Annotated in this window: 16 protein-coding genes; 5 read left to right on the plus strand and 11 right to left on the minus strand. The window is 59.8% G+C overall.

From position 1 onward, the window contains the following. Positions 1–278: 278 nt before the first annotated feature. The 3 genes from CKO11_RS13905 to CKO11_RS13915 all read left to right on the plus strand — a co-directional run bounded on the left by CKO11_RS13905 (position 279) and on the right by CKO11_RS13915 (position 4,414). Complete coding sequence (locus CKO11_RS13905) at positions 279–1,070, plus strand: ABC transporter permease (RefSeq protein WP_223639990.1); 792 nt, start codon at positions 279–281, stop codon at positions 1,068–1,070. A 67-nt stretch (positions 1,071–1,137) separates the two neighbouring features. Then, positions 1,138–3,408 (plus strand): glycoside hydrolase family 99-like domain-containing protein, encoded by a 2,271-nt coding sequence (locus CKO11_RS13910; RefSeq protein ID WP_223639992.1) that lies wholly within the window; start codon positions 1,138–1,140, stop codon positions 3,406–3,408. Positions 3,409–3,424: 16 nt separating this feature from the next. Further along, on the plus strand, positions 3,425–4,414 hold the full coding sequence (locus CKO11_RS13915; RefSeq protein WP_223639994.1) for a hypothetical protein: 990 nt from the start codon (positions 3,425–3,427) through the stop codon (positions 4,412–4,414). A gap of 44 nt (positions 4,415–4,458) precedes the next feature. On the opposite strand, the gene CKO11_RS13920 is transcribed toward CKO11_RS13915, so the two are convergent. The 11 genes from CKO11_RS13920 to CKO11_RS13970 form a co-directional block, all read right to left on the minus strand. Beyond that, positions 4,459–5,487 (minus strand): polysaccharide biosynthesis/export family protein, encoded by a 1,029-nt coding sequence (locus tag CKO11_RS13920; RefSeq protein ID WP_223639996.1) that lies wholly within the window; start codon positions 5,485–5,487, stop codon positions 4,459–4,461. A gap of 217 nt (positions 5,488–5,704) precedes the next feature. Then, a complete protein-coding gene (locus CKO11_RS13925) occupies positions 5,705–6,991 on the minus strand; it encodes an HlyD family type I secretion periplasmic adaptor subunit (protein ID WP_223639998.1) in 1,287 nt (428 codons plus the stop codon). Then, positions 6,988–8,721, minus strand: a complete 1,734-nt coding sequence (locus tag CKO11_RS13930; RefSeq protein WP_223640000.1) for a type I secretion system permease/ATPase — start codon at positions 8,719–8,721, stop codon at positions 6,988–6,990. Before CKO11_RS13930 ends, CKO11_RS13925 begins: the two co-directional genes overlap by 4 nt. A gap of 126 nt (positions 8,722–8,847) precedes the next feature. Then, a complete protein-coding gene (locus CKO11_RS13935) occupies positions 8,848–9,810 on the minus strand; it encodes a sulfotransferase (protein ID WP_223640002.1) in 963 nt (320 codons plus the stop codon). Next, positions 9,807–11,048: a hypothetical protein gene (locus tag CKO11_RS13940; RefSeq protein WP_223640005.1), complete on the minus strand. Its 1,242-nt coding sequence runs from the start codon at positions 11,046–11,048 to the stop codon at positions 9,807–9,809. Before CKO11_RS13940 ends, CKO11_RS13935 begins: the two co-directional genes overlap by 4 nt. A gap of 4 nt (positions 11,049–11,052) precedes the next feature. Further along, positions 11,053–12,351: a hypothetical protein gene (locus tag CKO11_RS13945; protein ID WP_223640008.1), complete on the minus strand. Its 1,299-nt coding sequence runs from the start codon at positions 12,349–12,351 to the stop codon at positions 11,053–11,055. 83 nt (positions 12,352–12,434) lie between these two features. Further along, positions 12,435–13,481, minus strand: coding sequence for a glycosyltransferase family 10 domain-containing protein (locus tag CKO11_RS13950; RefSeq protein WP_223640011.1), 1,047 nt, complete (start codon positions 13,479–13,481; stop codon positions 12,435–12,437). Between the two features lies 1 nt (position 13,482). Continuing rightward, on the minus strand, positions 13,483–15,495 hold the full coding sequence (locus tag CKO11_RS13955; protein WP_223640014.1) for an exostosin family protein: 2,013 nt from the start codon (positions 15,493–15,495) through the stop codon (positions 13,483–13,485). A gap of 580 nt (positions 15,496–16,075) precedes the next feature. Beyond that, on the minus strand, positions 16,076–20,008 hold the full coding sequence (locus CKO11_RS13960) for a beta strand repeat-containing protein (RefSeq protein ID WP_223640017.1): 3,933 nt from the start codon (positions 20,006–20,008) through the stop codon (positions 16,076–16,078). Positions 20,009–20,170: 162 nt separating this feature from the next. After that, positions 20,171–22,216, minus strand: coding sequence for a M10 family metallopeptidase C-terminal domain-containing protein (locus CKO11_RS13965; protein WP_223640019.1), 2,046 nt, complete (start codon positions 22,214–22,216; stop codon positions 20,171–20,173). A 48-nt stretch (positions 22,217–22,264) separates the two neighbouring features. Beyond that, positions 22,265–22,669, minus strand: coding sequence for a hypothetical protein (locus CKO11_RS13970; RefSeq protein WP_223640022.1), 405 nt, complete (start codon positions 22,667–22,669; stop codon positions 22,265–22,267). 206 nt (positions 22,670–22,875) lie between these two features. Between CKO11_RS13970 and CKO11_RS13975 the strand changes: the two genes are divergently transcribed. Both CKO11_RS13975 and CKO11_RS13980 read left to right on the plus strand, forming a co-directional pair. Continuing rightward, positions 22,876–23,154 carry a hypothetical protein gene (locus CKO11_RS13975; RefSeq protein ID WP_223640025.1) on the plus strand — a complete coding sequence of 93 codons (279 nt, stop codon included), beginning with the start codon at positions 22,876–22,878 and terminating at the stop codon, positions 23,152–23,154. A 42-nt stretch (positions 23,155–23,196) separates the two neighbouring features. Next, positions 23,197–26,577 carry a calcium-binding protein gene (locus tag CKO11_RS13980; RefSeq protein WP_223640028.1) on the plus strand — a complete coding sequence of 1,127 codons (3,381 nt, stop codon included), beginning with the start codon at positions 23,197–23,199 and terminating at the stop codon, positions 26,575–26,577. The last annotated feature ends 26 nt before the right edge of the window (positions 26,578–26,603 follow it).

A 26,603-nucleotide genomic window follows, 5' to 3' on the forward strand; every position in this document is an offset into this window, starting at 1 on the left:
GCCGGCCTCAGAGACCGGGCGCGGAACGGAAATTCCTGCCTGCGCTTTTGCGCCGGCGCCGGGTTCCGGCTTGCTGGCGGTTTCGGAAGACTGCGATTTCGCGACGGCGGAGAGAGGAGGTTTTGAAATGGGTCTGCTCCGAATTGCAAAAGCGGTGCGAAGGTAGGCATGGAATTTTCTCTGTGTCGATGCAAGCAAAAACCTTGTTCCTTGACCTGTAGTGCCCGGCCCGCTAGCCCCGAATACGCTGAACTTGCCGAAGGATCCCGCAGGTCATGATGTCTGTTTCCGTCCCCCGCCGACGTTTCGTGTTCTTTCGTGTGGTGATGGCCCTAATGCTGCGCGAAATGTCCACCACCTACGGTCGTTCGCCGGGTGGCTATGTCTGGGCCATTGCGGAACCGGTGGGCGGGATCGTGATCTTTACGGTCGTTTTGTCCTTCATTGCACGGACGCCGCCACTGGGGGACAATTTCCCCCTCTTTTTTGCAACAGGGATCATGCCGTTCATGCTCTATCAGAGCCTGAGCAATAAGGTCGGGACGGCGATCCGCTATTCCCGGCAGCTTCTGTCCTACCCGAATGTCACCTTTATGGATGCGATCGTGGCGCGTCTGATCCTGAACGCCCTGACGGAGATCGTGGTTTTCGGGCTGGTGGTGAGTGGCATCATCATCGCCTTTGGGCTGCATCTCAATTTGGATTACCTAAAGATCTTTCGTAGCTTTGGCATGGCCATTGCATTGGGAACAGGGGTCGGGCTGGCGAATTGCTATCTGATGAGCATGTTCCCCATCTGGCAATTCGTCTGGGCCGTTCTGAACCGGCCGCTTTTTCTGATTTCTGGGATCTTCTTTCTGATCGACGAACTGCCCGAGGCCGCACGGGATCTGCTTTTGTGGAACCCGGCCGGGCACGTCATCATGATGATGCGGGCGGGGATATACGATACCTATGGCGCCGCCTATGTGTCCGAACCCTATGTCTATATGCTTTCTGTCGTCTTAGCAGCGCTTGGCATGCTGCTCCTGCATCGCTATCACCGCATCATTATGGATGAAGGCGCTTGATCCCTAGTTTGCTTGTCAGTGCACTGACGGGTTGCTATGCGGAGGCGGTAACGGACGGGGCTTGGCCATGCGGCAAGATTCTAACGGGGCAGTGGCGCGGATACTGCGATTTTTGAGAATTTTTTTACTGACACGGAAAGAGCGGTCCTTTCTGAAGGCTGCGCGGGCCTCGGGGCTCTTTGATCCGGTCTATTACCGCGGGGCCTATCCGGGCATTCAGGCACTGTTTCATAAATTTCCGCTGCGCCATTACATCGTTTACGGCGAAGGCCGTGGCTTCCGCCCCAATCCGGATTTTTCGCCCTCGGCCTATTTGCGCTACAATCCCGATGTTGCCGAAACCGGTATGTCGCCGTTTCATCACTGGGTCGTTTCGGGCCATAAAGAGGCCCGTATTCACAAGGAACTTCCCAAGGTCGAAGACCTGCCCCAAGGCAAGACACCGGTTCTGCGCTTTGACCGGGATCGCCCCCGCGCGCGCTTTGCCGTGGTTGCGCATGTCTATTACCCGGATCTTTGGCCGGAATTTGCCGCCCGGCTCAATGCGCTGGAGATTGACTACGATCTTTTTGTCACGCTGACCTATCGCGGTGCGGAAACCGACGAACTGGCCGAGGAAATCGGCGCGGCCTTCCCGCAGGCGACGGTTGTTCAGGTGGCCAATCGCGGCCGCGATATCCTGCCCTTCCTGCGGCTGGTCAATGCTGGCGCGCTTGATGGCTATGAGGCTGTCTGCAAGATTCACACGAAGAAATCGCCGCATCGCGAAGATGGCGATAAATGGCGCAACCATCTAATCGGCGGCATTCTGCCCGAAACCGGCCTGGCGGATCTGCTGGAGCGGTTCACCGCCGACAGTGAGGCCGCCTTTTGGGTTGCCGACGGGCAGCATTTCACCAGCACCGAATGGTGGGGATCGAACTATGAAATCACCCGGCATCTGCTGCAGCGGGTGGAAATCGACTGCCCCTGGGACAGTCTCTCTTTCCCGGCGGGGTCGATTTACTGGCTGAAGCCACTGATGGTGGGAATGCTCAAGGCGTTGCGGCTCAACGAAGATCATTTCGAGATCGAGGCGGCTCAGGTCGATGCGACACTGGCCCATGGTCTGGAACGCGCCATGGGCGGCTTGGCACGCGCGGCCGGGCAGCGGATTTTGCAAACCACGCAGCTTGAAGAAGCCAGCCCGCCCGCGCCGGGGCGTCGGCCGACTTTCACCTCTGCATTCTATCTGCCGCAGTTTCACCCGATCCCGGAGAACGATTCCTGGTGGGGGCGCGGCTTTACCGAATGGCGTGGTGTGGTCGGGGCGACATCCCTATTCCCGGGGCATACGCAGCCGCTTCTGCCGGCGGATCTGGGCTATTACGATCTGCGCGTGACAGAGACGATGGGCGCACAGACGGAACTGGCGCGCGCCGCCGGGATCGACGCGTTCTGCGTCTATCATTACTGGTTCGATGGTCGCCGCGTTCTGGAACAACCGCTGGACCGTCTGCTGCAACGCCCGGAAATCGACTTCCCCTTCTACCTGTGCTGGGCCAATGAAAGTTGGCGGCGCAACTGGGACGGGATGTCCGGTACAGTGCTTTTGGAACAGACCTACAGGGAGGGGTTCGAAGCGGCGCTGGTGCGCGATTCCCTGCCTTATATGCGCGATGCGCGCTATGCCCGCCCCGATGGGACGCGCCCGCGTTTCATCATCTATCGTCCCGAGGATATGCCCGATCCGGCGGCCAGCGTGGCCCGCATGCGGGACGCCTGGCGCGGCGCCGGGATCGGTGAGGTCGAACTGGGCGCGGTCTGCTTCCACATCGGCGGCGAGGCCGATGTCGCGGATGATCTGTTTGATTTCTGGGTCGAGATGCCGCCGCACGGCATGGTGACGGCCAGCGACTATCTGTTTGGCGGGCCGGATGGCAACTTGCTGAACCGCGAGATCCATGGCGGCTTCAAGGGGCTGGTCTATGACTATGACCGGGTGATCGCGAATTCGGTGTCGGCGAAATATACCGCGACCTTGCCGCAGAACACGATCTGCGGCGCGATGCCCAGTTGGGATAATACAGCGCGTCGGCATTTGCAGGCTCATATCGCCTATGGCGCGAACCCGGCAAGTTTCTCTCGCTGGTTGAAAGAGATTGCCGATCACCGGCTGGCGGGATCCTATCGCGGAGAGCTGTTCGTGAATGCCTGGAACGAATGGGCCGAAAAAGCTGTGCTGGAACCCTCCATGACCTGGGGGGATCTGTATCTGCAGGTGATGCGCGACAGAATTGGTGCGCCGGTGGCGCAGGCGAAAGATGCGGTGGTGACCCCGGTCTCTGCGGCCGTTTGAGGCGGAAAGAAATACGATGTCGAAAGTCGTTCTGCATATCGGAACCCACAAGACCGCAACCACCACGATCCAGGACATGTTCTGGGCCAATGCGGATCTACTGGCGCAAAAAGGCCTGATCTACCCGAAACTCGGCCGGGTGACCGGCCATCACGGGCTGGTCTTTGACTGGGGCCACCTGCCGAAAGTCTATGCCTATGAAGAGGGCAGTCTTGCCGCGTTGCGCCGGATTGCGCAGGATTATGCACAGACCGAGGCGACCGTCTTTCTGAGCAGCGAAGAATTTTCTCGCACCGATCCGCGTGGCGCCCCGGACTTTGAGGCCATCCGCGCGGCGCTGAGCCCCTTTGATGAGATCGAGGTCATCTGCGTTTTGCGCACGCAATGGCAGTTTCTTCAGTCGGTCTATCTGGAACTGTCCAAAAAGAGCAATCCGCAACGCCCGCCGCATCTGGTTTTGCCGGTGATTGAAAGCGGTATGTATGCCGGGCTTAGCGTGGATTATAATACCATCCTTGATCGCCTAGAAACGGTGTTCCGCCCCGAAGAGATCACCTTCATGGATTTTGCCACCTGCCGCAACGCGCCGGGTGGGATCATTGGCACCATGCTGCGCCACCTGAATGTGGATCTGAACCCGGATGATCTGGAAAAGGTCAATGGCGGCACGTCCAATGTGTCTCCGCCCTCTTTGGCCAGTTTTGCCGCCAATATCCTTGCCGAGCCCAAGGTCGCGCAAGATTGGCTTCTGACCCACACGACCGAAGCGATGCGCATTGAATTTGGCGACGACTGCGTGCCCTGCCTGTTTGCACGCGGCGAATTCGAGGCGCTGAAGGATCATTTCGGTGCTCGCAACGAAGTGTTGCGGACCCGTCGTGCGCCGATACAGCCCGATTTTGCGGTGACCCCGGCGGAAATGGACGGGCTGACGTTGTTCCGCAACGAGCTTACCGCATCCTACTGGATTCGTGTGGCCCACCGGATGGCGCTGGACCGGCTCTAAGGTCTTGCGGCGGGCCCACGAGGCACGCCGGGGCCGCGCCTGCGTCAGAAGCGGTTATTCGTCACCAAAAGGGTGTTCAACAGGCCGAACACGGTGCGGACCGTCATCACCGGAGATTCCGTCACAATCACGGTATCTTTCGGATGAATGCGGAATTTGCGGGCCGCAAAGAGCCCCTCGCCATTGGTCAGGTTGAATACGAAGACCACGTCTTGCTGGTTCGGGCCGCTTTCATCGAGCCGCAACTGCTCCGGCTCATAGGCGCGCAGCACAAGTACCCCTTTGGGATTGGCGCGCTGATCATTGAGCCCGCCAATCAGCGACATGGCCTCCAGCGCGGTGATCTCTTCTTTCTGGAAATGCACCAAGCTTTCGTTGCCGCTGGCGCCGAAGGCGGTGAAGTAGCGCTGATCTTCCTGCACAACGATCTTGTCGCCGCCCCGCAGCAAGGTGTTGTAGCTGGCATCGGCAAACAGGGTATCGGCGCGGATCTCATAGGTTTTTCCGCCGCGCATCAGCCGCACCAACGGGTTGTCCAGCGAGGACGAAATCCCCCCGCCTTGCGCAATCATCGACAGAACGGAACTGTTGCGGTCCGGCAGGGAATAGGTGCCGGGCTTGCTGACGCCTGAGACCAGATCGACCGAGTTTTCTCGGCCAGCCGCATAGCCAAGCTGAACCTGCACCGCCGGAATGAAGGGTTGCAGGGCCTCTTGAATTTTCCGGCGCGCGGCATCCGGGGACAGGCCGCTGATCCGCACATCTTCGGCATAGGGCACAAAGACGGTGCCGCCCGGGGTGACGTCCAACTCGGTCAGGGAAACCGCTTTTTGGGTTTCAGAGGTCAGCAGGGAATTATCGCTGTTGTCCCAGATTTGCAGGCTGATCTTGTCGCCGGGCCGGATCAGCGGGGAGGCGGGGCCGCGCCCGCCGGAAAGCCACTTATATTCCCCCGACCAGCCGGTGGCGGGCCAAGAGGCCAGCGACAAAACATTGTCCCGTCTGACATGGACGATCTGAAAGCCGGCTTCTTCGGCGGCTTCCTCATTGGCGCCGATGATTTCCTGGGTCATGCCGACACCGCGGGGCAGGGAACAGGCAGAGAGGGCGGTTGTGCAGCATAGAACGAGGCTGAGAATCGGCAGTTTACGCAAGTCTTTCGTCCCCCGGGGAGTCAGCAATGTCGGAAGTCATACCGGGCCGGGCCCGCGGGGCCAATCAAAAACCGTGATCCGGTCGGCCGCTGGCGCGAACGACCGCCGGGAAACCGGCCCGGCCCTGCGCGGCGGTTCAGTCTTCGCGCAGCGCGTAGGACAGGTAATCGGTAAACGGTTTCACGAGGAAAGAGGCCGGGCTGCGGGCGCCGGTCTCGATAAAGGCTTCCAGTGGCATCCCCGGTTGCAGATCGAACCCGGCCAAGCTGGCGTCAGACAGTTCCAGCTCGGCAGTGTAATAGGCCGCCCCGGTCTGTGGGTCGCTGACCGTATCGGCCGATACGGTGCTGACATATCCCGAAAAGCTTGGGGTGATGCGGCTGTTGAAATTGGGAAAGCGGATCGAGGCGGGCAGGCCCGGGCGCACCCGGTCGATCTGGCGCGGATCGATGCGCACGGTAAAGATCAGCGGTGTGTCTCTGGGCACGATCGATACGATATCGCTGCCCGGATTGACCACCCCGCCGATGGTGTGGATTTGCAGCGCCAGAACCCGGCCTGACATCGGCGCGCGTAGCACCAGACGGCCCAGCCGGGTGTCCACCACACGCAGGTTTTCGCGCAGCCGGATTTCTTGTGGCTGCAGTTCGCGCAGCGCATCTTGGGCTTCTTCGCGCCGGGTGGCGATGGTGCGCAGACGCTGAATCTCATAGCCGGCAATGGCGCTGCGGGCTTCCGCGATAGAGGCTTCGAGCCGCGCGATTTCCCCCTCAAGTTCCGCACCCGCGCGGCGCAGCGTCGAGACGCGGGCAAATTGCGTCAGGCCCCGCTCAAAAAGCGAATCCTGATCGCGGATTTCCTGTTCAATCAGATCAAGCTGCCGCTGCTGGGCGGCAATTTGTCGGGTGTAGCCATGGATAAGCGCCTCGGTCTGGACCTTGCGTTCGTCGAACTGGGCCAGCGTCTGACGAATTGTGTCGCGCCGCGATTCAAACAAGGACCGCTCATCTTGCAAAAGCCGCGCAATCTCGGGTCGCGCGGCGGCAATTTGCGTCAGTTCGGGGCGGTAGGTCAGGTGCTCATGATCCAGCACTTCGGCCTGCAACCGGTCCATCTGGGCCAGCGCCTCGTAAAGCTGGCGCTGCAGCAGGCTTTTTTGCGCTTCCAGTTCCGTGCCGTCGAGCCGGATCAGCGGCTCGCCCGCAATGACACTGTCGCCGTCGCGGATCTCAATGGCGGCCACGATCCCGCCGTCGGGATGCTGCAGCACCTGACGGCGCGCCGCGACCTCGACCCGGCCCGATGCGACAACGGCACCGGTGATCTCTGTGGCCACGGCCCAAGCCACGAAGCCTCCAAGCCCCAAGAACAGAGTGACAAAACCCCAAAGCAGAAAACGTCGCGGCGACCAGTCCATTGTCATGACTGTTCCTTCCGGTTGGCCTGAACCACATTGGGGGCGGGCCGGGCATTGCGCGCCAGCACTTCGTCGCGCGGTCCGAAATTCCGCATCTGGCCGCCTTCGATCAGCATGACAAGATTGCATTCGGCCAGCGCAGAGGGCCGGTGCGACATCACAAAGACGATCTTTCCGGCCGCGCGGGCATGCGCGATCGCGCTGTTAAGTGCACGGATCCCGATCTCATCCAGACTGGAATTGGGCTCATCAAGAACCAAAACGACCGGGTCGCCGTAGAAAGCGCGGGCCAGTCCAATACGCTGACGCTGCCCACCCGACAGTTCCGCCCCGTCATCGCTGACTTGGGTGTCATAGCCTTTGGGCAGGCTCAAGATCAGCTCATGCGCGGCGGCGGCTTTGGCGGCAGCCACGATGCTATCGGCGTCGGCATCGGGATTGAACCGGGCGATATTTTCCGCGATCGTGCCGGCAAAAAGCACGACATCTTGCGGAAGATAGCCCATCAGCCGCCCCAGCCGGTCAAAATCGTACTGATCGAGCCGCGCCCCATCGAGCCGGATATCCCCCTGCAGAACCGGCCACAGACCCGCAAGGCCCCGCGCCAAAGTGGATTTGCCCGAGGCCGACGGGCCAATGACCGCAATGGCATCCCCGCCCTTGGCCCGAAACCCCACGCGGTGCAGCGTCGGCATTCGGCTGCCGGGCGGCGCAATCGCGGCATTGGCAACTTCGATCAGGGCTTTGGGCGGGGGCAGGTCAAGCGGGCTTTCCAGTTCGGGCACCGAGGACAGCAGCTGCCCGAGGTTTTTCCACGCGCCCCAAGCGCGCTGGATCTGCGGCCACTGGCCCACGGTCTGTTCCACCGGGGCAAGGGCGCGCCCAAGCAAGATAGAGCCCGCGATCATCGCGCCCGCCGTCAACGCGCCTTGCAACACCAGCCAAGCGCCAAGCGCGAGCATCGCCGATTGCAGCAGCATCCGGAAGGCCTTGGTCGCCGCCGTGAAGCCGCCGCCGAAATCGGAGGCCTGCAGCGTGGATTTCAGCGCCTCCTGACGGGCGTTTTTCCAGCGTCGGATCAGTTCGGGGCGCATGCCGAGCCCGCGCACGGTTTCGATTTCCTTGCGCATTGCCGCGCCGCGCATTTCAGCCTCGCCCATGGCGCGCAGCGCGTCGATCTGGCCGCGGCTGGTGGTGCGCTGGTTCAGCAAGGCCAGCACAAAGATCAGAATTGTGCCGGCAATGGCGAACCACCCCATCAGTGGGTGGAACAGGAACAGAACGACGATGAAAAGCGGGGTCCATGGCAAATCAAAGACCGCACCGAGCGCGGGGGATGAGAATAGCCCCTGTATCTGCGCCAGATCGCTAAGCGCAGAGGCCGGTCTGCTGCGCAGCACAGGATGTTCGGCCTGACGCAGGATCGCCCCCAGAACACGAACATCAAGGTTGTCTTGCAGCCGTGCACCGACCCGCGCCAGCACCCGTCCGCGGATGTGATCCAGAAGCCCCATCATGGCAAACAGGAACACCACGATCACAAAAAGGACCACCAGCGTGTTGGTGGAACCGCTACCGATCACCCTGTCATAGATTTGCAGCATAAATGTCGGGCCGGTCAGCATCAGGATGTTGATCACAGCACTGAACAGCGCCACCCCCGCCAGCGCACCCGTAGATCTGCTTAGGGTGGCGCGTAACTCATTTTGCGCCCGCTTTCCGGAAGGCTGGCTCATTCGAAATCCCTGCTGCGCCGGTTTATTGCTTGCCGTTCACCATCTTATAGCCGATCGGCGCAGGAGGGCGAGGGCTAACACGGACCGCTTGGTTCTCGGTCCGCCGGAAATGCTGCGGCAGGGCTGTCAGCCCGAAGCCTGTGACAGGTCGTCGGGCAGGTTAGGGTAATTTAGACGTTGGCACAGCGCGGCATAAGACGGGCTGGAGCGAAGCTCTGCGCGCAGATCATCGGGCAGTTCCCGCGAGGGGCGGGCTGCAATCTGATCGCCGGCGCGCCCGCTGTTGCCAGACATGCCAATGACCCCAACCATGGACGGTGTCATGGGCGCATAGGTCAGGCCCAGTTCGTCGCAGATTTGCTTCAGAACGGCTTCGGGATCGGCGATAAAATCCTCATAAGTCAGGATGCGGGCTGAGGGGCGGGCATCCAGAAACGCAAGGTAACGGCGCGCATATTCCTCAAGGGTGCCGGGGGCGAACTGGACCCAGCCATTCTTTTGCAGGGATTGCCAAGATTGCAGCGGATGGCGGACGGTCAGCACATCGCGCACGGGATGATTGCGGGCGATGATCTCTGTCACCGAGGGGCGGGCCGTCCAATCCGCCGTGGTGCAGTATTGCGAATGCGCATGCGCCCGGATCACCAGTTTCTGGCCGTTGCGCTGAATTGCGTCGAGCAAAGGCTTCAGGCCCGACAGGAAGATATCGATAGCCAAAGTGTCAGGCAACTCATGCCGACTGTAGCGCATCTGTTTGATCAGATCCGTCGGGGCAAAACGCGACGGTGTGGTCATATGGTTCAGGCTGAGCGGATCCATTTCGCTCAGAAGCACGGTGTTTGGCATCGCGGCCAAGCATCTGCTGATGATGGTTCCGCCGGTGCAGGCAAAATGTTCCAGCACGGCAACGGCCCCGTCTTGTGCCTGCGTTGCTTCCATCTCTAGGGCGCGGCATTGATCGAGCAGGCTTTCGAGTGGCGGGGCGGCGATCATCTCCTGCGATGATGTCCCTCTTTCGCGCCGGATCGCCTCCAGTGTCGTGGTCAGCGTCCGGTGCAGATCGGCGATGCGCGCGTCTTCTTCGCTCATTTCTTTTTTCGCTTCGCTGCGCGTCCCTGTTTGGACTCTGAGGCCTTTTTTTTCCGCACTGGACGGCTGTCCGAAATGGGCTCTGCGGTCGGGCTGGGCAGGGATGCAAGGTCTTGCAGATAGCCAGAAGCTTCTTCAAGCCGGACAACAAGCTGGGAGATCAGCGTGTCCTGCCGAAGTTTTTGGTCCTGCAGGGCAGCATAGCGTTGCCGAAGATCAGACAGATCGCTGCCGGCAAGTGTCTGCATTCTCAGCGCAAGCCCGAGATCGCTGCGTTCCCTGTCGCGCTCCTTTTCAAGCTGCTGGGTGTTGGCTTCGAGTTCCTTGATACGTTTCAAACGCCATTCGGCCTTCTCGGTGATGGCTTTGAGATCCGCCTCAAGGCTTGTGATCCGCGCGTCGCTGGCTTCCGTTTTGGCTTTGAGCGTATCCCGCCCGGCCCGGGCCGCCTCAGCCTCGCTTTCCAGTTCCTTGATCCGCTTCAGGCGCCATTCGGCCTTCTCTTTGACCGCTTTCAGCTCGGCCTCTAGGCTCTCAGTCCGCTCGTCGCGGGTTTTCGCGCTGGCCTGAAGCGCCGTGATTTCTGTTCGGGCTTCGGAAAGGGCGCTTTCAAGCTTGCGGATTTGCATGGCGGCCCGGTCAAGGATGAAATGCAAAACGGGCCAGTCCGGATCGCTGTTGTCGGTGCTTTGGACCGTGAAACCCGCCTCTATCAGGATGGCCTTTGCGGCCTCCGCGCCGGTTTTTGTCCCAAAAAGATCATCCGCGCAGCAACGCAGTTCGATCTTGTCAAAACCGGTCAGGTCGCCTGTGGACGTCAGCGCCAAGAGGATATCCGTCGTGTCACCCGGTGTGTCGAGGCGCAGGGTCACAGGGCTTTGCAGTGGCGCCGCAGCCGCGATCAGTTTGGCCGGTGTGATCAGGGAAATCACCGGGCGCTGACAGATCCGCAGCCCGGGATAGAGCTCTTCGAGTGCCGGTGCGGGCGCATGCAAACTGTTCAGCCCGGGCACGTTGAAGATGTTGAGTTCGGCCTCGCCATCCTGTGCCGCAATCATCCCTGCGAGCAGTGTGATTTGCGCCATGCCGCGGGTCTGCGTCTCCAGCCACGCGACGCGGGCGGGGTCTGGTTCAACAATGATGGTCCGGGGCGTCCCGAAGCCCGACATATCTATCACTCGGCCAGTGCCGATCACGATAGCGGTTCCTTCAGGTGTCGCTCTGGGGACGTCCTGCATGAATTCACTGATCCTTGTTTTTTCGACCGCTCAGCAAACTGTTTGCAGAGCGCAGCGGTTGCGTCACTTTCCAAGAACGGGAGACGATGAGCTTGTCATATTCGCGGCGCAGCAGGGTCAGCTGCTCCTGCAAGGCGAGTTCGCGCTGCTCCGCCTGAGAAAGTATTTCGCCCCAGTGCTTTTTCGCGGCGGTTATTTCGGACTGGAGCGCTTTTGCACGGGCAGCTTCGCGGTCACGGGCCTGCCGCAGACCGCCGACCTCTTCCCTATGGGAGGTCTCACGGTTTTCGAGGGTTCGGATCTGTTCACGCAGGGCGGCAGTTTCGCGTTCCGCAGTTTTGCGGGCTGTCTCCAAGGCCTGCTGACGGGCGTCTCGAAGAGCTTGACGGCTTGAATCAAGATCGGCCTCAAGCGCGGTCACTTGGTCTGTCAGGTTTTGGATGCGGGTGCCGCGGCTGTCTGTTTGTTCCTGAAGATCGCGGATATGATCCAGTAGAACCCCGCGTTCTGCCGTAAGGTCGTGATGGGCAGCGCGGGCCTTTTGTGCTTCTTCGCGCAGCTCTGTCAGGGCTTGATCCCGCGCGTCAGCCTGCAGGAGCGTTTCTTTCAGCCGCGCTTCAGCTTCGCTGTTTTCGGTATGTATCTGCGCGATATGCGCCAAGAGCAGATCGCGCTCTGCGGCAAGAGTTCCGAGAGAGCTGCGATCATGTGACTGGGCATAAAGTGCGTCCAGAAGCTCTGCTGTGGGGGCTGGAGCCGGGGCGAACAGGCTGGCCGCTTCCAGTTCTGCGGCCAGTCGCTGAGCCTGCGGTGAAATGGCAAGGATCTGTGCCGCCAGAACCATATGCAGCGGGTCGTCAGAAGGGACCGCCGGGCCTGTCGGCGCGAGTGCCTCGCCCAGTGCGCCGGGCGCGGGAAGGTGGCGCAGCAGCCGTTCAAGCGCGTCCTCGGTGCCCGACAGAAGCAGGGTTTCCTCAACGCACAGCACACGGCGGCGGGCTTGTTGCCGGGTGTTCAATATGGCCGCAGCCTCTTCACACCAGGCGGCCAGTGCCGCAGATGGGGCGGTTCCGTCCTCCAGGGCTTGGGCAACGCAGGGCTGGGCACGACGATAAATGATAACCGGGTCGTGGCCGACGGCCAGAGCCTCGGTTAGCGCCCCGGGGGTGAACGGCGAAAACGACACATCTGTCCGCAGGCGAGCCCGGCATTCTGTTTCGCGGGCACCGGTTGCCAGGAATATCGTCGCGGCACCGCTGGCCGGTGCGCCTGACGCTGTCGTCTGGTCTGATATGGGCTGCATGACCCCTGTCTTTCCGATCGGTATTTCGTTAGAATTTCTATACTGGTTTCTCCGCTTCGGGTGAAGCGTCCGCGCCCGAAAGATCAGCTCAGCGCCGGAAGGTTTTCCTGAACTATTGCATTGAGTTCCGCAGAAATCCGACCGGCGAACCCGGCACGTTCCGCGATATAATCGTCCATATAGCGGAAACGGGCGCGCAGGGTATCTTGTGCCTCGGCGTGCGCTGCGGCGGCGGCCTTGCCGGGCGTCAGACCGGTAATCCGGTCTATCGCCTCCTGCGGTTCCAGACCGTGCAGATTGATGAAGCTGTCTGCGGGGCAGAACTCGTGAATACGGTGGGAAGGCGGGGCCCAGAATAGCGGCAGCCCTCTGCAGGCAAAAGCGTCGAAGATCTTTTCAGAGATATAATTTCGCTGGCTTGTATTTTCGATTGCGGAGATGACAAAGCTTTTGCCCCTCAACGTCGCGATCTTGTCGAGATGCCAATCGGGCAGGGCCTGTCGGGTGACCTTTGCCCCCCAACCTTGACCCACGCGCATCGTGCCCTTGTCGGGCATCCCTTTCGCGATATCGGTCCGGTAAACCGAAAGCCCGTAGGTTTCGATCCCCGGGTGCGAGACGCTATATTTCTTCACCAGGTCGCGGTTCTCGGCAAAGAAAGCATAGCGGATCTTTGCCGCCTTCCAGGCCTGCAGATGTGCATCGGCGGACAATGCGGCATTTTGGGCAAATATCCGGCTGTAGCGCAGAAAGTATTCGTTGTCGGTGGTCAGGAAATAGGGGAAACGGCTGAATTCATAGACATCTGATGTGTGGTGGTTGATGACCGAATAGCGAAAGCTGTGCCCCCCGGTCTTCCGGATGTTATGCCGTTTCGTGAAATCACCGCTGTTGGTCGTGTCCCAAAGTGGTTCTTCTGACACAACCACCAGACGCAGATCCGGTTTTTTCTCCAGCAAAGCGGCCAGCTCATCAGCATTTTCATCGATATTCAGCACATAACCGAACAGGATGACGTCGGCCTGTTCCGGATGATCGACATAGTCAAAATTCCGGCCGAACAGGGCACGATAGGTCCGATAGGCAAAAGGGGTGCGGTGGGCATGGCGGCCCATAATGAAGAGACGCATATCAGGCGGTTTCCCAGATCGATTTCAGGTCGCGCACCTCAAGCGCACGGGTAAAGATGGCGCGTTGGCTTTCCGTGGCTGTTTCCAAGAGGGCCTCAATGCCGGGGCGATCCCTTTTCAGCCGTTCTGCAATATCATCGGGGGCCAAAAGGATCTGGGTGGTGAGCGCGGTCAGCGACGGGGCCGCCGCATCCGAAACCGGCACGGTGGCTGCGGGTGCCATGCGCGGCATCTGGCCAGCATGCGCCTGCAACCGTTCCAGCATCAGCCGGCGGATGTCATGAACAAAATTGTCGATCCCGTAAAGTTCCCAAATCTGTGCCATCGCATGCCGTTTGCGCGCGAGATGATCCGGATCGGCGTGGATCGCTTTCAGCCGGTCAGGCAGTTCCAGAATGCTGGCCTTGTCTTCTTTGCAGAAGACAGCGGCCTCTTTCCACAGAGCGGGGTTGCCCGGCAGGGCGAGGTTGTCGGCAAGGATCACCGGAATCGAGCCGAGGCCGATGGATTCCCACAGCCGGATGGAGTTCGGCCCCGTTCCCGAGGGGCACAGGGAGAAGACGCTTTCGCGCAGGATTTTTTGAAAGTTTTTTGAGGCGTCGTTGTCAACGAGGTTGTCCGCCGTCTTGGCGAGGCCCCTCACCTGATGGTCATAGACGACCTTGTTGTAATGCCATGTGTCATTGCCGGTGATGAAGCCGGTATGGGTCTTTGACAGATCATCGATGATGATATTGCGCGATTCCGTAAGATAGTACTGGTTCGCCTTGGCCCCGACGAAGGAATACAAGTGTTTCTTGGGGATTGCGGGCGCCTTCCAAAGATCTTTCGCCTGCACCGGATAAAGCGGGAAGGCATGCAAGGCGATGCCGGGAAATTTCGGCAGGGCAGGCTGATCTTGCACCGCGTGGGACCAGAAAATATCCGTGACACCCATCTCATCGAACAGTTCCTGAAAGCGCAGCATATGGATGTGCTGACAGGTCGTGATCACTGATTGCGCACCGGCTAGGCGCGGTTTCAGGGACAAAAGCTTTTGACGGAAGAATGCGGTCCGCTCCGGGTTCTTTTTATTGTGAAGAAGGTTGTCGATCAGCGTTGCCCAGGGAAAGGCCAAGTAAATCACGCTGCCATCGGTTTCCCGAAGTGCCAGATCTTCGGCCATCCGTTCAAAAGCGTGCTGTTCCGTGATCGCCGGGAACTGCCAGTTCCGGTCATAGGCGACGATCGCATTGCTGATCTTACGTTTCGGCGTGCCAAGGCCCTGCCGCTCTTTCACGATGATCGTATCGTTCACTTTAATCCGCTCAACCGGGTCCGGTTTCAGCGACCAGATATCAAAGACCATTTTCGATGGTGTCGTAAGCGTCTCTGACGGGTGAACCCAAGCGGTGCCGCCCAGAATACGCTTGTCGACATGGTTGTCGTAAGACCGAAGCTGGGTTTCATGCAGGTGAAAGGTTCGCACGAATTTGCAGGGATTGAAAATATCGTAGCCGTGCACCGAGAATACATAGCCGATTTTGTTGTCGCAACGCGGCACGCCCAGCGGAATTTCCATCTTGCGGCGGATTGCATCGGGCACCGGCACCCGCCCGTCAATGACCCAGACGTCCTGAGACCATTGTGGTTTGGGATGCATGCTGACCTTGTCGCCTTCGATCTCGTATCGGCTGATCGCGGCCAAGGCTTGGGGGCTGGTGTCAAAAATCTGCGGCAGCAGGGCTGCGGTCTCGTCAAGATAGATATCTGAATTGGCCAGAACCGAGATTGCATCTGTGCTGTGACGGGCGGTCAGATCAAGCCAGTCGGCATAGCTGGGCCGGCCATTGATCGGGATCACGGTCAGCTTGTCTGATGTAAAGGGCGGGGTGTGCCCATCATCAATCATCAGGAAAATTCTATCGACCTCTGCCACGGCGATATTCTTTTCTAGGCAACGGTCAAGCTCTTTTTGCCGCTCAAAATCATCCGACAGATAGTAGGGCGTGTAGAGGTGGATTGTTCTTGTCATAGCCAGGTCCTGAAAATTAGCAGCCGGATGAATGCAAAACAAAACTGGTTAGGGGCCGCTTGCGGAGGATGCACCGGTTGTGCCGTTCCGCAGGTCTGGCCGGAATGCCACGTGATCGGTAAGGCCAGACTTGGCCCTAGGAAACTTATACCTGGGTCGGGAAACATGGCAACCGCGCGTTCTGCATCGCAGCATGTGCGGCCCACCTTTTGCGCGGTCTCATGGCGGTTGGGCATTGCGCCAAAACATCAGCTTGCGCTGCGCAGGCTTGCCCGGCGCGATCTAACGTCAAGGAACCCCTGTTTTGTCGGCCGATTTATGATCATGCGGTGGGCGAACGTGGGGCCATTCTTGCGGAGGATGCATGCAGGCTTTGTGGGGCGCCTCAACCGTGCCGGGCGCGACGGCGCAAGATCTGCGGGGTGTCGGCGGTCTGGCATGGGGGCATCTCGAAGCCATCACCGATCGCCGAAACAGCCGATAGATTTGGCCTACGTCTCAGTTGCCCCGGTCGCAAAACGACCGTGCTCCGGGGGCAGATTTCGGCTGCCCCCGGTTTGCTTTCTCAGGCTCGGCTGGCTTAGGCGAGCAAATCGTATTCCGTGCCACCGATCATGATGTTGATGCTGTCTTGGCCTGCGCCATCGACCAGCGCCCAGAGGATCTGTCCCGTCGGGCGGTAGATCACGAAGGCCTCATCGACATTGTCATCCCCGGCTGTCGTGGTGGCAAAGTTGACCTGAAAATCGTTTACCCGGCCAGAAGCCCCGAACCGCAGAACATCGCCATCCGCGGCGGTGTAATCTTGGATCCAGTCCGATCCATGACCGGCGATGCCGGTATGGTAGAACGTATCGGCATCCGCCCCGCCATTGACGAGGTCATTGCCGAACCCGCCATTGATGAAGTCATTGCCATTGCCGCCAAAGATCTGGTCGGCATAGACCGATCCGGTCAGGTAATCATCGCCGTCATTCCCGATCACCAGATCGGCGCCATAGCCGCCCTCAATCGTGTCGCTTCCGTTGCCGCCGTTCAGATCGTCATTGCCATCGCCGCCGTCGATGCTGTCATTGCCGTCGCCGCCATAGATGATGTCGCGTTTGTCGGCGGAACTCAGGCCGCCGCGGATCACATCGTCGCCGTCGCCGCCCGAAAGCGTGTCACGCCCGTCGCCGCCATCAAGCGTGTCATTGCCCTGAGAGCCGCGCAGACGGTCATCGCCGTTGAGCCCGAACAGGATGTCATCGCCCAGACCGCCGTCGAAATCTTCTGATGCCGCCGTGCCAGTGTAAAGATCCCCGGCATCGCTCAGAACCTGTGCTGTCAGCTCTTCGGCGTCATTGCCGATCATCGAAATCAGCGTGCTATGATCCCAAACCGTTCCGTCGGCAAAGATAATCTGTTCGATTGTCCCGGCCTGCCCGGCATTGAGCGTATCCGCGATGACCACGTAATCTTCGGTGCCGTCATGGAATTGATCGGAGCCGCGGAAACGGATGACGACATTGGGCAGATTGGGGTTCTGAAGCTGCACGGAGGCCTGCGCCGCCGTGTAGCTGTGGAAGATGATCGTATCGGTGCCGCTCCCGCCCTGATCGGTGACCAGATCATAGCCGTCGCCAGCGTAGAAATGATAGGTGTCAGACCCGTCGCCGCCCGACATCGTGTCGCGCCCGGCATCGCTGGTTAGGATATCGTCTCCGGCATAGCTGAACAGGCTGTTATCGGCGGTCGAACCGACGAGCGTATCGTTGTAATCCGACCCATGCGCATGTTCGATGCTGATCAAGACATCTTCGCCGCGCAGCCCGTCGCGCGCGATGCCTTCTTGCAGGTTGACGCCCACGATATCGGTCGAGGTGATGTAGCGCACAAGATCCGCGCCGTCGCCCCCGTCAAGCGTATCATCGCCCGCTTCGCCCCAAAGCTTGTCATCGCCCGCGCCGCCATGCACCTCGTCATCGCCGTCGCCTGCGGTGATGACATCCGCACCGCCGCCGCCGTTGATGGTATCGTCGCCCGCATAGGCCGAGATGTTATTGGCGCCGTCATCGCCGGTAATCATATCGGCAAAGGCCGAGGTATAAACATCCTCGATCCCGCTCAGATGATCGGTGGCACCGCCGCCATCGGTCGCCAGCCCGGTTTGGAGGCTCACCACCACCCCGGCCGCATCGTCCATGTAGCTGACCCGGTCGGTCCCGTCGCCGCCGTCAATCGTATCCGAGCCGGTTTCCCCCCAGATCGTATCATTCCCGCCGCCGCCATCGAGCACGTCATTGCCCCAGCCGCCAAGAATAAGATCCGCGCCGCCGCCAGCAGAAACCGTATCGGCCCCGCCATAGGTTTCGATCCGGTTCGCCGCATTATCGCCGGTCACCCGGTCGGCATGTTCCGAGGTGAACACATCCTCGATACTGATCAACGTATCGGTCGCGCCCGATCCGTCACGCGCGGTGCCCGCGAGCATATTGACGGTGACCCCGGCGGTATCACCCATGAAGCTGGCACGGTCTTCGCCATCGCCGCCATTGAGCGTATCTGCCCCGGCATCGCCCCAAAGCGTGTCATCGCCGGTGCCGCCGCGCAGCATGTCGGCCCCATCGCCACCCAGCAAAAGGTCGGTGCCGGCCAAACCGTCCAGCGTGTCATTCCCGGCTTCGCCCTCTAGCCGGTTTGAGGCATCCGAGCCGCTGACCACGTCGTTATAATCGGTGGCGTAGATGTCTTCGATGCTGATCAGCGTATCAGTGTCGCCGAAGCCATCGGTGGCCGTGCCCGCCGCCAGATCGACCACAATCCCTGCCGTGCCGCCGGTGGCATAATCTTCACGGTAGTTGACCGCGTCGACGCCACCGGCGCCGTTCAGCGTGTCATTGCCCGCAAGTCCCCAGAAGAAGTTGGTCTCGGCGCTGCCGGTGATCCGATCGGCTAGGGCCGTGGCGCGAATATCGTCGATGTTGATCAGTGTATCAGTGTCGCCGAAAGTGTCGGTCGCAACACCGGTGGTCAGGTTCACCACCACACCCTGCGTGCCATATTCGCGCTGGCCGGTTTCAACATTGACCGAGCCCACACGCATTTCGGCATCATAAATCACCGTATCGCGGCGGCCCGATCCGCCGTTGATCGTGTCGTTGCCCTGATTGCCGGAGAACCATTCCAGATAGTCATGCGCCGTATTGCCGCCGATCAGCACGTCGTCATACATCGTGCCGCCGACTTCGAGGAAATAAAGCGCGTCGGTGAAATCGACCCGGGTGCCCGCCGCCGTCGCGATGCCGGTGGCCAAGTTTACGGTGACTGCGGAATCGAGCTGGAAGACGATGTGATGGGCATAGGCCGATCCGGTCGCATCGGTCCCGGTGATCGTTTTCGTGCCCCGCCCGTCAATCACCACAGTATCGCGAGCATCGGCAATCGTGGTGCCAACAATGACATGGTCATTGCCGCTGCCGGTGTAGATCAGGTTATTCCCGTCGCGCCCGTTGATCGTGTCATTGCCGGCATCGCCGAAGAAGCGCTCGTCCTCTGCATCCGAGCCGAGCAGCACATCGTCTTGTGCGCTGGCCCGGACATATTCGATGCTGCTCAGGCTGTCTGTATGGCCCCAGGTGTCGGTCGCCGTGCCAGCGGCCAGGTCGACAGTGATGCCGCCTGTCCCGGTTTCCAGCGTATACATTGCGAGGTCTTCGCCTGCGCCGCCGGTCAGCGTATCGGCCCCGGCCCCGCCCACAAGCGTGTCGCCGGTGGCGCCCGCGCGCAAAAGGTCCGCGCCTTCGCGCCCGAACAGGTAATCGCTGTCACTGTCCGAGCCGATCAGCGTATCGCGCATCGCGGTGCCATAGACCCGTTCGATGCCGCTGAATGTATCGGTATCGCCCCAGGTATCCGTGGCGCGGCCGGTGTTGAGGTTCACATTGACCCCATTGCTGCCCTGTTCCAAGAAATAGGCCAGCTGGTCATCACCCGCCCCGCCGGTCAGCGTATCATTGCCGGCATCGCCCACCAAAGTGTCGGCCCCGCCGCGCCCGTTGATATTGTCGTCCCCGTCTTCGCCGGCCAGAAAATCACCGATCGATGCCGCGCCCAGCAGCGTGTCTGCATAATTGGACCCGTAGACCCTTTCGATGCTGATCAGCCGGTCTGTCGTTCCATAGGTGTCGGTTGCGGTGCCGGTTTCCATATCGACCGTGACACCCGAGGTTCCCGGTTCGCGGTAGTAAAGAACCTGATCCTCGCCAGCGCCGCCATCCAAGGTATCGGCCCCCTGCCCCCCAAACAGCAGGTCCACACCCTCTGCGCCGGACAGGGAATCCGCCCCGTCGCCGCCATTGAGAACGTCGTTGCCCGTTCCGCCCGACAAAGTGTCTGCCCCATCGCCGCCGGACAGGGTGTCGTTGCCAGCGAGGCCGGTCAGCAGATCGTTGCCGCCATATCCTGTCAGCAGGTCGTCGCCAGACGCGCCTTGCAATGTGTCGGCTGCGTTGGTGCCGGAAGTGGTGACCATGGATGAAACCTCGTCTGAATGTGGATGTCGGGGATTGGGTGGCTGTTCCTTACGGTTGCGATGACGTTATGAACATATCGTTTTTAAAACCCTAAAACCGGCACAGGAATCACCGCTGAACACTGTGCCGGTGGGTCGGTTGCGGAGCGGTCTGCCGCCCCGTCAGGCCAGCAAATCGTATTCTGTGCCCCCGATCAGGATGTTGATACTGTCCTGCCCGGCACCATCGACCAGCGCCCAAAGGATCTGACCCGTGGGGCGGTAAATGACGAAGGCCTCATCGACATTGTCATCGCCTGCCGGCGTGGCCGCGTAGTTCACCTGAAACTGTCCTGCCGTGGCCGCTGCGCCGTATTGCAGCACGTCGCCTTCTGCGGCGTCATAATCCTGAATCCAGTCCGATCCGTGGCCCAAAATCCCGGTATGGTAGAAGGTATCCGCATCCGCCCCGCCATTCAGCCGGTCATTGCCGAAACCGCCATTGAGGAAGTCATCCGCATCGCCGCCGAAGATCTGATCGGAATAGACGGAGCCTGTCAAAAAATCATTGCCGCCATTGCCGATCAGCGTATCCGCGCCGTAGTTGCCGGCCATGGAATCATCGCCTTCGCCGCCATTAAGCTCATCATTGCCCCAACCGCCATCGATGCTGTCATTGCCGTTTCCGCCATAGATCAAATCGCTCAGGTCTGTCTCTGTGGTGCCGCCATAGATGACATCATCGCCGTCGCCACCGTTGAGCGTGTCACGTCCTTCGCCGCCGTGAAGCGTATCGGCCCCGTTTTCGCCGCGCAGCCGGTCATGGCCGCTGCCTCCGGTCAGGATATTGTCTGCGGCATTGCCCGAGACCGTATCATTGCCGGTTCCCGTGATCGCGTTTTCGATCACTGTATCGCGGGCGATGAGCAAATTGCCGGTCTGTCCGTAAACATCAGAAATCGCTTCTTGCAAAAGGTCGACCCGCTGATTGGCGACCGAGCCCGATAGATCAAGCGTATCCTCGCCGCCTGTATCATAAAGTGTCAGCGTCACCCCGCGGTCGATGGCGCCGGCGCTGACACCGCCATAAAGCGCTGCCAGATCCGCAGTGTAGACGGTATCGCCGGGCCGTTGATCCGCCGGGGCCCCATAAAGGTCGTGGATCGCGATGATATCGGCGATCATCGGCGTGACAACATAGGCATAGGAGGCGTTGATCGTGGTGTTATCCGTTTGGCTGAAGTAGGACATGATCGTGGCCTGCCAGCTATCATTGGCATAGATCGCGTCCTGGGGATAAGTGGCCGACCCGTTGTAATCGCCGGCATGGGCCAGACCCAGCGCATGGCCGATTTCGTGAATGAAGGTCTGGAAGGAATAGCTGTCGAGCTCGATCTGCGCCTGTCCGCCCACCAGGCGCCAATCTCCGGAAAACCAGTCTTCGGTGATCGTCACGGTGGCAGAGAGGATCTCACTGCCGCTGAGGATCGTGGAGGTATAGGCTGAGGTGCTGTAATCGTTGTGATCGAAGCTGATATCGGCGCTGCCGGTGGTGACCTCGAACTGAATGCCCGACACATTCGTCCAGGCCCGCAAGGCCGCCAGCGCAAAGGCCTGACCGCCCGCATTCATCGCGCTGATATTCACACTCAGCGTGTCGCCGGTCTGAATGTCAAAGCTCTGGCGGCTTTCCCCCCAAAAGGCTTGGCCGTCATCCGTCAACTGATGGGCGATCTGATCATAGCTGTAAACAGGCAGGACCGTTTCCCCGGTCGTGTCTTCGATGACGCTCAGAACATAGCTGCCGGTATCCACAGAGCTGTAATCTGGATTGGCGGTATAGAAGGATTGTGCCTCAAGGTAATAGGTGCCGCTGGTGTTGATCGTGATGGTGATCATCGAATCATATGTGCCACCGCTATCGTCATCGTAGGTGACCAAATTTCCCTGTGCGTCATAGAGGCTCAGAAACGGATCAGAAAGCGCATTAATTCCGGTGCCCTCAAGTGAAATCACGTAGCGGGTTCCAGCCTCCAAATTCACCGCGACCCAGTCTAGATCGCTGTCGCTGGCGATGGTGCCGGTGAAGCTGTCCCCGACGGAGATCGTATAGGGGGTTGTCCGGTTGGGGGCGGCATCCGTCGTTTCGGTGATTGCGGCATGAAGCACGGTGTCAGAGACAGCCGTCGCCGTCACAGCATCGGAAAGGGAGGCTCGGTTCGCAATCATTCAAAAGTCCTTTCATATACCGGGATGCAGACGCGATTACGGATGCTTCTAGCCGAGATCCCCGGCGAGAATGTGGCGAATCAGGCGTTTTACCGCCTGCTGGGAGAGGGGCTGATCACGGGAAATCAAACGCAATGGTGGTTCCGGGTTTTCGCCGGGACGCTGGGTCCATGCCAGCAGCCGGTGCGGGCCTTGCGGTTCCACATGCAGAATCAGGCGATCTGCATTTTGTAAGGCAAAGCCGGCGGCGGCTTGTTCCGCCCAGCGACAGATCTGCGCGCCCGTGGTTTCTGTGGCGTGGCACTGAACCGGCAGCACCTGTGCATGGGCTGAAGTCAGCGCAAACCATCCGCATAGAAGAACAGATGATAACCCGAATGCCAGAGCCAGATATCTCGTTTTTCGTCCCGGGTCCTGCCACGGTTTGTCCCGCAGGCGCAGGCTGTGGGGCATATTCTGCTCCAATTTTCACAGCAATGACGATCAACCAAAGTAATAGTCTATTTGAAAGTTTAACAAACTGTTTTAAAGTCCTCACGGGAATGTGTGGGCGGTTTGTCGGCACGTTTCATGATGAAAGAATGTGACGCCCAGGCGCCGCAAGATGTCCGGCGGTTGTCAGCGAAGGGTGGCAGGCCGGCTCAGGGGAGGAAGAAACGATGGGATTCATCGCTGTCCTGCTTCTGACGGGTGGTGGTGTTTCGGCCCTGTTCCGGACCGCCGCGTTAAGTCCGCTTGCGCACAAGCTGACCCGTCACCGGGTCTGGGTTCTCGATAGCTTTAATAAGTACGCCTGGATCGCTGCCGGTCTGGTTCTTCTGATCCTTTTGATCACGAAGGCCGAGACAGGGCGGGAAATTGCGATAGTGGGGGCCGCCTGGATGGCGGCGACCGCCGCTGTCTGGTTCCTGCCACCGGCACTGCTCCGTTTTTTCTAACCGGCATCAACCGGGGCCAAGCCCTTTTCGGGAGGAAACAAAATGCCGACAATTACCTTTAGTGAATACAGTCTCTACACACGCAATCCGACCTTCACCTTTGATGACAACATTGTCACGACAACGGGTGTGATCGTGTCGGACGGGGCACAGCCTCAAACCCCGGTGATTGCGGCAAACTCGTCCTATACTGGGCCGGTTTTCATCTATTTCGACACGCCGGTGACCTCGGTCAGCCTTGATGTCGGCTACTTCAACAATATCGGCAGCACCCGGATCGAATTCCGCGATCAGTTCGGCCAACTGATCCAATCCTTCCACAATGATGCGGAAGGTGTTCAGACCTTCTCGCTCACATCCGAAAACGGCATCGCCAGTATTGCTGCGATCGACGAGGCCTATGACGTCTCTGGGTTTTCCGTTGATACGATCGTCTTTGATGGTCTGGCCGATGTGGTCGATGCGCCCATTGTGTCACGGGTGGCGAACCGCAACTTCGTGGACCAAGATTTCGGGGATGTCGAAGGCGGCCGGACCCTGATCTTTTCCGATCAGGTCGGGACTGCAGATCCGCAGGATTTTTTGCAACTGACCGTCAGCAATGCCACCACGGCGCAAATTCGGACCTATTTGAACAGCGATCCGACCAACGCCAGCACCTATACCGTTAACTTGGTTGCGGGGCAGAACACGCTCCAGATCTTGCAAAATGACGATTACGGCGATCTGGAGGATTACACCGTCGTCGTCCAGATCACCGATTACGTCGATGCCAACCAAGAATTCGTCGATGACATCAAGGCGCTGATCATTGGTAAGGTCGTCAGCTACCAAGAGCTGGAAAGCGAGATCTTCCGGCATGTGACGCAGAATCTGGACAATGCGGATGACGCCGCCGCGCTGTTTGGCAAGATGGCGCGCGGCTTCAAGATCCTTGGGCTGGTTTTGGATATCGGCAGCCGGATCGATAACATCCAGGCCGCGTCCGATTGGCGCCGCCAGACTGCGATGGAACTGGGCGATATGCTGACCGGCATGGCCTCGACCGGGCTTGTGGGCGTGGGCGTGTCCTTTGTGGGAACGCCGATTGCCGGGGCTGTTGCGGGCTTTGTTACCGGGCTGGTCTATGACCTTGCGCTGAGCAATTACGTGAAAAACCAAATCGGCGATGCCTATGATGCCTATCAAGGTGGGGCAGATACAGAGCTACTGGTGGGCGATGATGCCGCCGACCTGATGCGTGCCGATCCCGATTTCTCGGATCTGATTTTCGATGAAACCTGGTATCTGGCGCAGTATTCTGACGCGGCCGAAGCGGTGGCCTCGGGGGCGGCGGTGAACGGGCTGGCCCATTACCTGACCACGGGCATCGGGCTGGGCTATCAGATCAACGCGACGGGCCGCACTGTGGACCCGGCGGATCTGTCGGATGACTTTGGCATCACGGATGCCGCGAACCTGTTCGACAATCAGCTTGGCACACATGCCTTGGGCACCCGGGCGGGCGATCTGCTGAATGCGGGCGAGGTGGCCTTCGTCACCTATGTCAACGAAGAGCAACGCACCGAAGACACCAATCTGGCCCTGAATGCTGATTTGTCGGCCTTGGCAAACCGGGTCGCACAGGATTGGATCCTGAACAACCCGGCGATCATCGAACTGGCGATGACGCAATCCGATGACTGGGCCGAAACCCTGTCCAGCGGTGAAAACTATGCCGATGTGCTGGCGGATCTGGCAACCGCGGCCGGGATTGATCTGAGCTATGTCACCTTGCTAGCCACTTGGAAGGCTGGGGAAGACCTGTCTGATGTCTATGACGCGCTCGTCACCTCGATTGAGGCCTCTCAGGCGCTGATTGGCATCGATAGCCACAGCATCGGTGTGGCGCAGGTTGGCGCACTGTGGATCGTTTTGGTGTCCACCCAGTCGCTTAGCGATGACGGGGTGGCCTCTGACACAAGCGTGATGCGTCTTTTCGGCGATGAGCTGGGCGATCAGATCCTGGGCTCTGTCGGGATGGATCGGATCGAGGGCTTTGCGGGCGATGATGACCTCCAAGGCCGCGGTGGCAATGACCTGCTTCTGGGCGGCGCGGACAATGACAGCCTGACCGGCGGGGCCGGAGCCGATACGCTGCGCGGTGACGCAGGCAATGACACGCTGATTGGCGATGGCGTTGCTGTGATGGAAGACCCCGGCGAAGGGGAAGGCGAAGGGGAGGGCGGAGTCACCGTTGATCTGTTCACCGATATCACGGTGATGGGCAGTGGCGTGCTTGAGATCGGCGCCGATGTGGTCAACACCTTGGAAAACCCGTTGCAGTTGACGAATGTCTGGAGCTTGGCAGAAACGCCCAACATTCTGAATTCCACGACAAACCCGCATGTCTCGCTGCAGATCACCGGATCGGGCGATACTTATGAGGCGTTCACTTTCTCGGTGCGGGCAGGCGAGGTCTGGACATTCGATGTCGACGGCACCAGTGGCTTTGATAGCTATCTTGAACTGTACGACGAGTCGGGTAACCGTATCGCCTATGACGATGACTCTAGCACCAGCGTAGGCGGGGAAGGGTCGTCAAGTAGCTATGATTCCTATCTGGAATACAGCTTCACCGAAGACGGGATTTGGACCATTGCGCTGCGCAGCTACGGCTCGCACATGCTCACAGACGAAGCCACCGCAACGCTGAATGTGAGTGTCGATGCAAGCGGGCTGCTGCCCCCGGTTGAGGTGATCCCGCTGTCCTATGATGACATGCTGTATGGCGGTTGGGGCAATGACCGTCTTCAGGGCGAGACCGGCAATGACACGCTTTATGGCGGCGACGGGCGCGATACGCTGGTCGGCGGTGAAGATGACGATGTCATCTATGGTGGCGATACCGACGCCGACCGCGGCGATGTGATTTATGGCGGGGATGGCCATGACGATATCGACGGCGGCTGGGGCAATGACTCCATCACCGGGGATGCCGGCAATGATACGATTGCGGGCAACTACGGGGCGGACACGGTGATTGGCAATGATGGTGATGACTATCTGACCGGCTCTGTCTATTCCGATCTCGTCTTTGGCGGGGCCGGGGATGACTTCCTCAATGGGGGGTTCGGCAGTGACCGTCTCAATGGCGGTGACGGCGCCGATACGATCTTCCATACGGGGCTGCGCGGCCACGGATCGGACTGGATCCAAGATTACGATGCGGCAGAGGGTGACGTGCTCCAATACGGCGCCGCTGGCACGCGCAATCAGTTCCAGGTGAACTTCGCAACAACCCCGGCCGGTCAGGATGACGTGGATGAGGCCTTCGTGATCTACCGCCCGACCGGCCAGATTCTCTGGGCGCTGGTCGATGGCGCGGGCCAAGACAGCATCAACATTCTGATCGGGGGCACGGAATACGATCTGCTCGCCTGATCTAAGAACGCACCCTGCCCTGACTT

The sequence above is a fragment of the Rhodobacter sp. TJ_12 genome (assembly GCF_020023995.1).
Classification (GTDB): domain Bacteria; phylum Pseudomonadota; class Alphaproteobacteria; order Rhodobacterales; family Rhodobacteraceae; genus Rhodobacter.